Annotated in this window: 8 protein-coding genes, 1 pseudogene and 1 riboswitch; of the genes and pseudogenes, 3 read left to right on the forward strand and 6 right to left on the reverse strand. The window is 72.7% G+C overall.

The features are described 5' to 3' along the window. Nucleotides 1-23: 23 nt before the first annotated feature. The 3 genes from A3IC_RS0144155 to A3IC_RS60075 form a co-directional block, all read right to left on the reverse strand. Nucleotides 24-4,652, reverse strand: coding sequence for a HEAT repeat domain-containing protein (locus A3IC_RS0144155; RefSeq protein ID WP_063744967.1), 4,629 nt, complete (start codon nt 4,650-4,652; stop codon nt 24-26). Nucleotides 4,653-4,793: 141 nt separating this feature from the next. Next, nucleotides 4,794-6,050, reverse strand: coding sequence for a carbohydrate-binding protein (locus A3IC_RS0144160; RefSeq protein ID WP_020556464.1), 1,257 nt, complete (start codon nt 6,048-6,050; stop codon nt 4,794-4,796). Nucleotides 6,051-6,355: 305 nt separating this feature from the next. After that, nucleotides 6,356-6,895, reverse strand: a complete 540-nt coding sequence (locus A3IC_RS60075; RefSeq protein WP_020556465.1) for a hypothetical protein — start codon at nt 6,893-6,895, stop codon at nt 6,356-6,358. 116 nt (nt 6,896-7,011) lie between these two features. Beyond that, a riboswitch (cobalamin riboswitch) is annotated at nt 7,012-7,237 on the reverse strand. A gap of 176 nt (nt 7,238-7,413) precedes the next feature. On the opposite strand from A3IC_RS60075, the gene A3IC_RS0144170 reads away from it, so the two are divergent. Continuing rightward, nucleotides 7,414-8,157, forward strand: coding sequence for a GntR family transcriptional regulator (locus tag A3IC_RS0144170; protein ID WP_020556466.1), 744 nt, complete (start codon nt 7,414-7,416; stop codon nt 8,155-8,157). A 108-nt stretch (nt 8,158-8,265) separates the two neighbouring features. After that, nucleotides 8,266-9,429 carry an ROK family transcriptional regulator gene (locus tag A3IC_RS0144175; RefSeq protein WP_020556467.1) on the forward strand — a complete coding sequence of 388 codons (1,164 nt, stop codon included), beginning with the start codon at nt 8,266-8,268 and terminating at the stop codon, nt 9,427-9,429. 92 nt (nt 9,430-9,521) lie between these two features. Here the strand turns inward: A3IC_RS0144175 and A3IC_RS66215 are convergent. Both A3IC_RS66215 and A3IC_RS71995 read right to left on the reverse strand, forming a co-directional pair. Continuing rightward, nucleotides 9,522-9,812, reverse strand: a pseudogene (locus A3IC_RS66215) (nitroreductase/quinone reductase family protein); the annotation flags it as partial. Further along, complete coding sequence (locus A3IC_RS71995) at nt 9,809-10,594, reverse strand: NAD(P)-dependent oxidoreductase (RefSeq protein ID WP_020556468.1); 786 nt, start codon at nt 10,592-10,594, stop codon at nt 9,809-9,811. The pseudogene A3IC_RS66215 and the gene A3IC_RS71995, both read right to left, overlap by 4 nt. A 101-nt stretch (nt 10,595-10,695) precedes the next feature. Here A3IC_RS71995 and A3IC_RS0144185 point away from each other — a divergent pair, with 101 nt between their 5' ends. Continuing rightward, complete coding sequence (locus tag A3IC_RS0144185) at nt 10,696-11,070, forward strand: winged helix-turn-helix transcriptional regulator (RefSeq protein ID WP_020556469.1); 375 nt, start codon at nt 10,696-10,698, stop codon at nt 11,068-11,070. A 76-nt stretch (nt 11,071-11,146) separates the two neighbouring features. On the opposite strand, the gene A3IC_RS0144190 is transcribed toward A3IC_RS0144185, so the two are convergent. Beyond that, nucleotides 11,147-12,196, reverse strand: a complete 1,050-nt coding sequence (locus A3IC_RS0144190; protein ID WP_026219438.1) for an SIS domain-containing protein — start codon at nt 12,194-12,196, stop codon at nt 11,147-11,149. Between the last annotated feature and the right edge of the window lie 387 nt (nt 12,197-12,583).

Consider the following 12,583-nt stretch of genomic DNA (forward strand, 5'->3'; position numbering starts at 1 on the left):
CCTGTCCCTCGTCTTCACGAGGCTCACTTCGGGGCGGCCTCGATCCGGTCGCGCAGTTCGGTGTAGCGGGCGCGGCGGTCCGGGCGGGCGTGTGCGGCGGCCTTGCGCAGTGTGGGCAGCGCGGGTGCGCCGATCCGGGCCAGTCCCTCGGCGGCGGCCTCGCGAAGCACGGGGTCGGTGTCGCCGAACAGGGCGACCAGGGTGGGGACGGCGGGCTCCCAGCGGGCGTGGGACAGGGTGCGGATGGCGCCTCGGACGACGTCCCGACGCGGGTCGTCGAGCAACTTCTCGGTGTGCCGCAGATACTCGGGACGGGCCAGGACGCGCCGCGAGATGCGATGGGCGTGCAGTCGCACCCTCGGGGCCGAATGGCTCAGCAACTCGACGACGAGGGCCCGCACTTCGTCGTGGCCGGCATGCTCGTCGGCGAGTCGGGACAGGGCTCGGCGGGCCTGTTCGGGGGCATCGCCGCGGGCGAGGCCGATCAGTTCGTCGCGCGTGGGCTGTTCGGCGCCGACGGGCACCGAACGCTTGCGCAGTGCGATCAACGCCGAGCCGTTGCGGCCGATCGCACCGGCGCGCAGAAGCAGTCCGTCGGTCAGGGTCAATCGGTCGGCGAGGGCGCCGCGCCCCTCGACGCGCAACCGACGCACCGCCTCGGTCAGTTCCGGAGTGCGCCGCATCGACCGGTCGAGCAGCAGGTCGAGGCAGCCCCAGCGCCCCGCTTCCAGCCGGGTCCGCAGCACCTCGGCGAGGGCGTCGCCGGAAAGTCCTCGGGTGGCGGCGAACGCCTGTGCCCTGGTCGCCGGTGCGCCGTTCTCCCACCACGAGATCAGGTGCGGCGCCATACGTTCCAGTTCTTCCGCCGGCAGCAGCGCGCAAAGGCCCGCGGCGCGTTCGCGACCGGCCTCGTCGTAACCGTCGAAGTCGGTGATCCGGAGCAGGTCTTGGGCAAGCCGCACCCGGCGCGGCAGGGCGAGCGTGCCGCGCAGGTGGGCGTCGAGGACCAGCCGCCGTACCTCCGGCTCGTCCCATCCGCTCAGCATCCGGGCGGCGGCGGTGCGCCGGGCCGGTTCGGTCGCGGTGAGCAGTGCGAGCAGGCGCTCGCGTTGTGCGGTCGAGCGTGGTTGGTCCAGGTCGGCGGGCTCCGGGACGCGGACGGGCGCCGTGGCGCGGTTGACCTGTTCGGCCAGGATCCACGGCGGTGCGTCGATCGGTTGAAGTTCCGTCAGCCAGTCGAGCAGGAGTTCCCGGGTGTGTGGATCGGCGGTCGGGAAGGCGTCGATCAGCGCGGCGACGCGGGATCGGGAGTCGACGTCGACGGGGTTGTCGGCCGCGGCGCGGAAGGCGGTGAGCGTGCGGGGCGAGCCCACCGCCTCGCCGAGGGCGGACCGCCAGGCGACCAGGGCGGCGGCGGTACGGGCCGCGGCGGTGGGGTCGAGCGGCGAGCCGGGGGCCGCGGCCGCGTCGGGCCCGTCGGTGGGCCGGGCGGCCTTCGCGGTCGTCGACCCCGCTGCGCCCTTCGAGGCGAACACCTGCCGCAGCAACGTGACTTCGGCGTCCCAGGGGTTCGGCCCCGAGCGCGCTCCGAGCAGGGCCCGGTCCACGTCGGCGCGGGTGAGTACGGCTCCGCAGCTCCGCAACACGGCCAACGGCCGCACGCCCGCGAAGGACTGTGCCGGCAGCGCGCGCACCCGAGCCGCGACGACGAAGGCGGCGACCTCGGACAGCGTACCCGCGATCGCTTCGAGGATCTTCTCCACCCCTTCCACGGTGCCGAGTTCGGCCGCGAGCACGTGGTACGCATCGGCGAACGCGGCACGCTCGGCGTTCGCCCACGGCCCCGGACAGACGTCCACGACCAGGCGCAGTACGGCCGCCCGGTCCGCGGGCCGATCGTGGGCGATCGCGAGCAGTTGCGGCAACGCCTCGCGCAGGACCCTGCGTTGCGCGGGGCTCGACTGTTGCGGCCGACCGGCCAGGCGCAGCACGGCCCGCGCGTCGTGACCGGGGCGGCGCTGCCGGGCGAGCGTGATCAGGTCGCCCCGTACCTCGGCGTCCTCCTCCGACACCGGCTCCGGCGGCGCCGGCGCGATGTCGTACGCCGCGAACTCCGCGACCAGGTCGGCCGGCACGCCGAAGCCCAGGTCCAGGTCGCCGCACGCTAGAGCGGCAAGCAGCGGCCGGGTGAGCGGCGAGTCGCGTCGGGCCAGGGCTGCCACGGCCCGCGCGGACAGTTCACCGTCCAGGGCGTCCAGCAGCAGCCCGCACTCGCGCGCGTCCGTCGCCCGCTCCGCCGCGGACAACACACACGCGGTGTAGCCCTTGCCCAGGATGGTTCGAAGCGCGGCCGTCAGCGACTCGCGCAGGCCCGGGTTGTCGTGCCGGCCGAGCAGGCCGAGCAGCGCCGGGACCTGGGCCGGTGTACCCGCGTCGAGCAGCGCCCGCGCCGCCGTCTTGCGGATGTTCATCACCGGATGCTCCAGGCACGCCGCGATCGCCTCGCCGGCCCAATGGGCCCGTGCGCGGCCGAGCGCGTGCAGGGCCTGACGCACCGTCTGTGGATCGGCGACCGAGGTGAGCGGGATGAGGCTTGCGGACAACGACCGGGCCGCGTCCGGGTCCGCGTCGCGTGCCAACAGCGCGATGGCGTGCTTGCGGACGTGTGGATCGCGGTGTCGCACGAGCCGGTGGATCCGCTGCTTGACGCCCGGAGTCCGGATCCGGGTCAGGAGTTCGAGCAGGACGGCTGTTTCGGCGGCGGTGATTCCCGCGCGGTCCAGCAGGTCGAGGGTGATGTCGGTGAGCAGCGCACCGCGCGCCGCCTCCGGGTGGGCGGCGTCCGGCAGGCACACCGGGCGCAACACGCCGCGTCGGTGCAGCCGTTCACCGAGATCGCCGATGGCCTCGATCACCTCTTCCGGCACGACCGGTTCGGCGATCTCCTCGCCCCGGTTCGCCACGAGGTCGCCGACCACCCGCAGCAGCAGGTCCGCGAGCACGGGAACGTTGCGCGCATCGCCGTTGCGGGCGAGCCGGCACAGTGCGTCGGCCGGCCGGTGCACGTCGAGGTCCGAGGTGAGCAGGGCGAGTTCGTCCGAATCGGGGATACCGAGGTCGGTCGCGATCCGTTTCGGCAGCTCTCGGCGGTCGAGCCGAGCCCGCAACTCCCGGCGGGCGTCCGGATCGTCGGTGAGGTGCCACACCAGTTCCAGGGCCCGGTCCGCCGCCGCCCGCAGATGTGGCACGACCACGCCGTCGGGATCGTCCATGCCCAGCCCCGCGCGCAGGGCCGCGACCGTGCGCGGACCACCGATCGCCGCCAATGTGCCCAGCACCGCCCGGGGAGCCCTGGGCAGGGCGGCGAGCACCGCGTCCTCCGCGTCCCGGTGGCGCAGTTCGCGCAGGACGGACAGGATCGGCTCGGGCCGCTCCGAGCCGGCCAGTCGTGCGGTGAGCACCTCGGCGACCGGTAGATCGGGTGCTCCCTGAGCGGCCGTCGAGTGCAGCAGGTCCAGGCATCGAGGCCAGTGCGGATCGTCCTCCGACACCGCCGTCAGGACCCGCAACGCTTCGTGGCGCACGGTGAACAGCACGATCGCGTAGGTCACCGAGGACACCCGGTGGTCCGCGAGCGCCACTTCGATCACGGCCGGCACGTCGTCGGCCCGGACGAAGTGCCCGCGTCGATGCATCGCCCGCAGACACTCGGCCATCGGCTCGGCGAACAGCAGCGGGTCCGTGCGCGCGAGCGTCAACAGTGCGGTCGTGTCGCCACGTTCGGCGAACTCCCCGACCAGCGCGAGGGCGCGTCGGCGCCGGTTTCCGGGCAATCGCGGATCCGCCGCGATCTCGCGCAGCAACCCGGACAGGCCGAACCGCGCGGCCGCTTCCACGGCCTGCGGATGCTCGGACACCAGCCGTCGGAGCGCGGGCTCGATCCCGCGCGGTGCCGCACCGGCCGCCCACGGTTCGGCCAACGCGGCCAGCGCTCCCGCGACCACCCGCGCCCCGCCGGCCGGGTCCAACAACTCGACCAACCGGACGCGCGCCTGCTCGGGCCCCAACAGCGCGCCGTACACCGCCTCGCGCAGCACCCGCAGTGCCGCCGCGCGCAGCACCGGATCGGGCCGGGCGATCAGCCCGCGCAGGTAGCCGTCGAGGTCGGCCGGATCGCCGGCGTCGATCGCGCCGACCGCCTGGTACAGCTCCTCGCCCGGCCGTTCGGCCCGCACGCTCGCCTCGGGTCGGCCGATGATCTCGGCTCGCAACCAGGCGATCCGAACCTTGGCCGGCCATGCCGCCGACCGCCATTCCGGCACCGGAACGCGCAGCCTCGCGTACACCTGTGCCAGTACCGCCGCCGTCTCGGCCGACCCGGGCGACACCCCGGACAACAGGCTCGCCGACTCCGCGAGCAAGCCCTGATCGGGTCGCCCCGCGCGTTCCCGGAGCAACACGACTCCGAGGTGGCGCAGCACCGGGTCCGAGTGCCGGATCAACCGCCGCAGCACCGCGACCGGGCAGGGCGTCGTCTCGTCGAAGTAGGCGCAGAGCCAGCCCACGTCGCCCCGGCGCACGGCCTCTGCCACGGCCTCCGTCACGGCCTCCGTCACGGCCTCCGTCACGGAGGCAGGGTCGGCAGTCGTCATCGCTCGATCCTAGGCAGGCCGCCGAATCGGCACGAGCGAGTATTCGCGCCGGGTCCGGCGCCACCGGAGCTGTCACCAGGCGGCGTCACCGGGCGCTGTCGCCTGGCGCTGTCGCCTGGCGCCGGACCCGAGGTCATCCGGTCAGCAGGCGCCCAGGTCCTGCCAGACGCCCCATTGGCCGGTCGTACCCGGCTCCTCGCCCTGGGTCCACCACTTCGCCTTCCACGAGTGACCCTTGTGCGACACGGTGTTGTTCGCGACGTAGATCGCGGCGCGGTCCCACGCCGTCGTGGTGCACGTGCTCGGCGGGACGGTGGTCGGCGGCGTCGTCGTCGGCGGGGTCGTGGTGGGCGGGGTCGTGGTGGGCGGTGTGGCGCCCGCGAACCGGACGGAGAACTTGGTGAAGTCGTAGGCGCCCTGCGGCACGCTGCTGCACACGCCCGAGGTCTTGCCGTTGTTGTCCGGCGGTGTGCACTGGCGGTCCCGGTTGACCGACCAGTTCGTGAAGCGCGCCATGTGGTGGCTGATCGCGTAGTCGTAGACCGTCTGGAAGTCGGCCTGGTAGAAGTACTCGCCGGTGTCGCTGCGTCCGTTCATCTGCGAAATGCCCTCGTGGGCATAGGCGGTGGCGGTGTCCCAGCCGAACGTGTTGCGCAGGACGGTGTTGAAGTTGGTCAGCGCCGAGGTCTGCGCGGCGGCGCCGTTGAACCCGCCGTCGAAGGGCATGATGGAGAAGTTGTCCGGGACGAAGCCCTGCGCCTTGGCCTCGTTCAGCATCTGCTTGCCGAACCAGCCGGTGCCGTCCGCCGTGGCGGCCGTGGTCACCGAGAGGTAGATGCCCGGGTTGCGCTGCTGGATGATCTTGGCGGCGCCGATCTCGTTGTGGATGGCCGCGGCGTTCTCGTACTCCGGCTCCTCCAGGTCGAAGTCCAGGGCCTTGAGCGAGTACTTGTCGATCACCTGCTGGTACGCGGCGGCGGTTGCCTCGGGGGTGCCGCAGGTCTGGCCGAGCTTGGTGCCGCCGTAGCCGCCGGCGGAGGCCGAGACGTCACCGCCCTTGGCTCGGATCGCAGCGATCACACCGGCCACCGCGGTATCCGTGGAGGTGGGCTTGGTGCCGTCCCAAGTCGGCGTACAACCACCGCCGTTGGGTGCCAGGATGAAGGCGAGCTGGAACGCCTTCAGGCCGGTGGCGTCCATCACCGCGCCGGCGTCCGGCGGGTCGTTGTCGAGCGGCATCAGGTACGGGGCGGCGGCATACCAGTTGCTGCCGATACCGGTGGTCGCCGGGGACGCGGCGGGGCCGGCGGCGGTCGCGCCGCCGGTGAACGCGAACAGCGAGATCAACCCGGCCGACGCTGCGGCGGCGGCCAGGACAGGGACGTAGCGACGTGCCACGGGGGACTCCCTCGGAGGATTTGGTATAGACCAACGGCCAAAGGGTGGGCCTTCCACTTCCGGGTCGTCAATACATTGGACTGGACCAATTTTCGACGCGCTCCGCAGACGCGCGCGCGTGCGGAGCCGTGGCCACGGCGCGGGCGACGCCCTGCGCGCCGCGTCGGCCTCGGTCGTCCGGCAGGTCGTCCGAGGCCCGAGCCGGCAGCTGCAACGTGCGATGTTCGCCCGGGCGTTGCCCGGGCGGGGAAGCCATTTCGTCGGGTCGTCCTCGGGGTGGGGCAGGCTTCCGGCATGAGCCCTCGTCAGGAGCCCAACCCCTGCCGGGCCTTGCGGTTCGGTGTGAATTCGTACAGGCCCAGCAGCCCCGGGGCGTCCACGATCCCCGGGCCGCCCGCCGCCGCCCACGCCGCTATCTCGCCGGTCGCGTCCCGGTCGTTGACCGTCCCGAACCAGGTCGGCCGCCCGCCCGCCGCACGGCCCGCCGACGAGGGCTGCACCACGATCACATTGCCGCGCTCGCACGGGCCCAGACAGTCGCTGAGCCGGACCGCGACCCGAGTACCGGTCAGGGCCGCGCTCAACGTGGCCGGTTGGCCCGCGTGATCCGCACCCGCGATCTTGGCCGTGCCGCAACAGCAGCCCCGGCACACGGTGATCGTGCACGCGGCCGAACCGGCGGCCGACGCGGCGGGCTGCGCCGCGCGATCACGACGAGTGGCACGGCGCGAGCGGGGAGAGCGGGCAGAGCGGGAGGGATCCGAGCGGTCCGGCTCGGATCCCTCCGCCGAGCCGGCCGAGCCATCCGAGCGGGTCGAGCGGGTCGAGCGGGTCGAGCGGGTCATGGGAACTCTCCTTCGCGAGTTCGATCCGGGTCCCGACCGAGACGACGCGACGGCGCCGGCCACGAAGACGCGGACCGACCCTCCCGCGAGGCTCCGGGTGGGCCGCGCACGGACGTGCCGCGCACGGGCGAAGGGCAGGTCTTCGGACTCGTGGGCACGTCGGCCCGTTCGGGCACCGACACCTACCGGCCGTCGCTTCCCGGACACCGTGCTCGGCGTCCAGTGCGTGATGACGACTCTCGTTCCCACTCACCGCTGCGGGGCAGTTCCGGACTCGCACCGGATTCCCTCTTGCGACACGCACCCCGGCCGGGGCGGTGAACCATTCGCGCAGGTCAGCTTAGGCGCCCCTGATCCGGACGGGGCGATGTGAGCCAGGTCACCGGCAACTCGGACCGACTTGGTCTGGACCTTTCGTGGTCCGACGCGGTTATATTCAACCGTCTTTACTAAACCGAGCATGCAATAAGTCCACGCCGCGCAGGCGTCGGCCAGCCGAGGGGGCGTCCGTGAGCAGCATGGCGACATTGCCGGACGAAGCGGTCTTCGGTGAGCCCAAGTACTGGCAACTGCGCACCTCGCTGCTGAAGGCGATCGAGGAGGACTTCAGCTCCGGCGACGTCCTGCCCAACGAGCGCGACCTCGCGGCCCGCTTCGGCGTCGCCCGGGCCACCCTTCGGCACGCCCTCGAACAGCTCGAACTCGAAGGCCGCCTGGTCCGCAAGCGCGGCGCCGGCACCACTGTCGCCGGACCGCGCGTGGACGTCTCGCTCAGCGCCGACGGCGAGGGCTGGCCGGGCGTGGACCTGCGCGACCGCGAGGTGATCGACTGCGCCACGGTGCCGGTGACCGACGACTTCGCGGATACCCTCAAGGGCCGCCCCTCGGCCCTGGTGCACCGGCTGCGCCGCCGGCAGTTCTCCATGCGCCAGGTGGTCGGGCTGGAATGCCTGTACGTCTCCCGCGCCGTCGTGCCCTCGTTGTCCACCCGAGTCCCGGGCTTCGAGCGCGCCTCGCTGATGCTGCGTCAACTGCGCGGCCACCGCCTGGAGGGCCGGCACCGCGCGGTCGAACTGGGCGTGGCCGAGGCCGAGGAGGCCCGCTACCTGGAGCGTCCGCCGGGTACCGCCGTACTGGTCGTGACGACGACGTACACCGCGCTCGGCCGGACCGCCGCGGTCACCGTGGCGACCTATCGCGCCGACACCTGCCGGCTGGCGTTCGCCGAGGCAGGGCCGACCGCGTTGCGGCCGGCGTCCTGATTCGACGCGAAATCTGGGTACCATCCGCGCCTGAGCGACGACGTGTACGACGGGCGTGGCGGCCCGGACGCACGTACCGCGCGCCGGCGCGATGAGAGGACAAGAGCTGTGGCACAGGCGACCGGCGGAGATTCCTCCGTGGTCCGGCGGATCAACTCAGCGGCGACCCTGCGCGCGTTGCGCGGTGGCGAGGTGTTGACCGTGACCGCGCTGATGGAGGCCACCGGTCTGTCCCGCCCCACCGTCGAGGGTGTCGTCGACGGCCTGCTCGCCGAGGGTCTGGTCGTGGAGACCACCACCGCCGAGAGCGAGGACGGCAGTCGTCCGCGTGGTCGGCCGGCTCGACGCTTCCGCTTCCACGCCGAGGCCGGTCACCTGCTCGGTATCGACGTCGGCGTGCACCACATCCGAGTCGTGCTCGCGGACCTCGCCGGCACGATCGTCGGCCGGGCCGCACGCACCGTGGAGGAGGACTGCGAGGCCGAGGACCGGCTCGAACGGGTGCGCGGCCTGGTCAGCGAGACCCTGCGCCGGGCCCAGGTGTCCCGGGGTTCGTTGTGGGGCGTGGGCGTGGGAACGCCCGGGATCGTGGACACCGAGGGCGTGGTCACCCTGTCCTCGGCGATGCCGGGCTGGACCGGCCTGGACCTCGGCGGCCGACTCGGCCGCTCGTTCAGCTGTCCGGTCCAGGTCGAGAACGACGCCAACCTGGCCGCGATCGGCGAACGCTGGAAGGGCATCGCGGTCGGGTCCGACGACATCGTCTACGTGATGGCCGGCCTCAGCCCGGGCGCCGGGTCGTTCATCAACGGCCGCCTGCACCGCGGCTTCGGCGGCGCCGCGGGCGAGATCGGCGCGCTGCACCTGCTGGGCCGCCAGGTCACTCCGGAGAATCTGCTGTCCACCACCGGCACGCCGCTGCCGCCGCTGGACGAGGCGGCTGTCGGCGAGGTGTTCCGGCACGCGGCCGAGGGCGACCGGACCGCGACCGAGGCGGTGGACCGGTTCGTCCAGCGGCTGATCCACGACGTCACCGCGCTGGTGCTGGCGCTGGATCCGGAGATCGTGGTGATCGGCGGCTGGGCGGCCGGCCTCGCGGACGCGGTCCCGCCGCTGACCACCGAGCTGCGCCGGTTGTGCCTGCGGATGCCGCGCGTCGAACTGTCCGCACTGGGCGCGGACGGCGTGGCCCTCGGCGCCGTACGGGTGGCCCTCGACCGGGTCGAACACCGCCTGTTCGCGGTCGAGCACACGGGCTCGGCCAGGGCGTAGCGCGGCCTTTCCGCGCGCCCGGGTCGGGACGCGGATCGGGACGCGGGTCGGGACGCGAATCCGGCCGCCGCTGATGCCCGCTCGGTGATCACCACCGGGATGTCCCGGGTGGTGCCCTCCTGATAGGCCCGGTACGCCGGCATCGCCGCCACCATCAGCGCCCACAACCTCGGCTTCTCCGCCGCCGTCGCGGTGCGCGTGCGCGCGGTGAAGACCTCGCCGCCGATGTCGACCGTGGCGGTCGGCTCGGCGACCAGGCGCCGCCCGCGCGTGGTCGGCAGCAGGTCGTCGATGCCTTCCCGGGGCCGCCCGTCCGTGGCCGGGAAGCGCTCGATGTGCGCGGCCACCCACGGATCGGAAGGGTCCAAGACCCGCTCGGTCATCGACCGTCCTCGATCCCGACATGTACCCCACGCAGCTTCGGCGCGTCGACCTCGTCCAGCAGCGCGATCGCGAAGTCCGGGTAGGACACCCGGCTTTCCGCGTCGGCGGGGGCCGCGCGGTAGTAACCGGTACGGACGCCCTCATGATCGAAGTCGCCGGACGGGCTCAGCACGACCCACTCCGGCACGACTCGCTTCGCTACGACTCGCTTCTGCACGACTCGCTTCTGCACGATCCGCTCTGGTGCGACTTGCTCTGGTGTGCTCTGCTCTGGAACGACTTGGTCCTGTACGACCTGCTCCGGTACGACATGAGGAGCGTCGTCGACGGCGCCCGATCCGGCCGCCCGCAGTGTCGCGTTGCCTTCGGCATGCGCGAGGAAGAACGCCCGGTACTCCTGGGGATAGCCCGGCGTATCCATCAACAACTCGCCGGACTCGGCCGGCAGCACCGACGCCAGACCCACCCACACCAACCGTCCGACGCCCGCCCGGGCGAGCCCGTCCAGCAGCGCCCGCACCGCGCGCACGAAGAAGTCGCCGACCGGCGCGGCCGGGTCGAATACCGCCGCGATCGCCGCGTCGTGCCCCGCCGCGAGTTCGGCCACCGCATCCGCGTCGGTCACGTCACCCGCGCACACCCGCACGTCCGGGCCGGCCAGATCCGAGTACTTCGCGGGGTCGCGCACCACGGCGGTGACCCGATGCCCCCGGCGCAACGCCTCCGCGACGGCCGTGCGTCCGGTCCGACCACCTGCGCCGAAAACGATGATGCCGCTCATCGATCCACCCCGTTCGTCCGGGCCGAGCCCTTGCCCCGACCACCGCCACGCACGCTACCCAGGGCGGTGGTTACCTTCCGGATACCGGCTACGGTGGGCCCATGAGCGAGGCCATCGGAGAACCCCTGCGGGCGGACATGTTCGATCCGGTCTGCCCGTCGAACCTGTCCCCGATCCATTTCGGCGACAAGTGGGCCGGGATGATCATCCGTTGCCTGGAGGGTGGTCCGCGGCGCTTCTCCGAACTGCGTGTGCCGATGCACGGCGTCACCGCAAAGGTGCTCACCCGGTCACTGCGCACGCTCGAACGCGACGGCCTGATCAGCCGCACCGCACTCGACACCCCGGTACGCCGGGTGACCTACGCGCTCACCCCGCTGGGCCGCGGCATGCTGGTCCCGATGAACGCCGCGTGCGCATGGACGGCGGCGAACTGGGACGAACTCCTCGACGCACGCGAGTCGTCCGGGGGCTGAACCGGAGTGCTTGAGCCGGAGTGCGTGGTTGGGGAGGGTGGGGAGGGTGGGGCGGGTAGAGCGGCGCCGGCGACCGCTAGCGCGTCTCGGTGACCTTTGCGAGTGCCCGAGGGGCGTCCGGGTCGCAGCCGCGTCCCAACGCGACCTCGCGTGCGAGCAGTTGCAGCGGCAGGATCTCCAGGATCGGCGAGACCTCCTCGGCCTGCCCGGTCGGCAGCACGAAGCCCCGGCCGTACTCGGCCACCGACTCGGCGGACCCGATCACGTACAGGTCCGCGCCTCGTTCGCGCAGCCGGTCGAGCACCGGCCGCAGCGCCTGCCCGCCCGCGCCGTCCGGCGCCACCGCGAGCACCGGCCAGGCCCGGTCGACGATCGCGAGCGGGCCGTGCATCAGGTCCGCGCCGGAGAACGCCTGGGCACCGATGTAGCTGGTCTCCATGATCTTCAACGCCGCCTCGCGTGCGGTCGGATAGCCGTAGCCGCGCGCGGTGACCACAAGTCGGTCGGCGAACCGGTAGCGCTCGGCGGACGCCTCGATCTCGGCGTGCCGATCCAGGATCGCGCGCGCCGCCTCGGGCAGCGCCCGGGCGGCCTCGCCGGTACCGCCCCGGAGGTGGTCGACCAGCAGGAACAGGGTGAGCAGCTCGGCGGTGTAGGTCTTGGTCGCGGGCAGCGCGAGCTCGGGACCGGCGAGCACGTCCAGGTGCAGATCGGACTCGCGGGCCAGCACGGAATCGGCGTTGTTGGTCACCGCGAGGGTGAGTGCGCCGTCCGCACGGGCTTGTCGGGCGGAGGCGATCAGATCCGGTGAACCGCCGGATTGACTCACCGTCACCACCAGGCAGTCGGCCAAGCGCTGCCGGGCGCGGTAGGCGGTCGTGGTGGACATCGAGGTGAGCCCGGCGGGCAGGCCGAGCAGCACCTCGGTGAGGTAGCGCGCGTACAGCCCGGCATTGTCGGATGTCCCCCGCCCGGTGAACAGCACGAACCGTGGGTCGCGCGCCCGGATCTCCGCGGCGACGGCACGGATCGGGTCGAGCCCCTCGGTCAGGATCCGAGCCAGCCCTTCGGGCTGGGCCGCGATCTCGCCGGCCATCACCGACCCGGGCACGGGGGAAGCGGGCATGGGGTGATACCTCCGGCTGCGACGAAGCGGAGCACGAAGTGGTGGACCCGACGTGCCTCGAACACCCCGGAACGACATCCGGCGCGGTGCGCGGTGCCTTGAAGGTATCGACCGGGCGGAAGGGGGTGCAATATTGGTCTAGACCGGTTAGGGGGCTTCGCTCGGGAGTGGGTGCGGGGCGGGGGCGGGGGCAGTGCTGGGGGGCGGGGGTCGGGAGAGGGACGGCACTGCCGGGCCGGGGTCGGGAGAGGGACGTTGCTGCCGGGCCGGAGTCGCGAGAGAGACGTTGCTGCCGGGCCGGAGTCGCGAGAGAGACGTTGCTGCTTGTTGGGCGGCTTCGCCGCCGGCTCGCGAGGCACCACCTTTTTCTCTCCCCCGCTTCGCTCC

Origin of the sequence: Embleya scabrispora DSM 41855, assembly GCF_000372745.1 — a bacterium.
GTDB classification, from domain to species: domain Bacteria; phylum Actinomycetota; class Actinomycetes; order Streptomycetales; family Streptomycetaceae; genus Embleya; species Embleya scabrispora.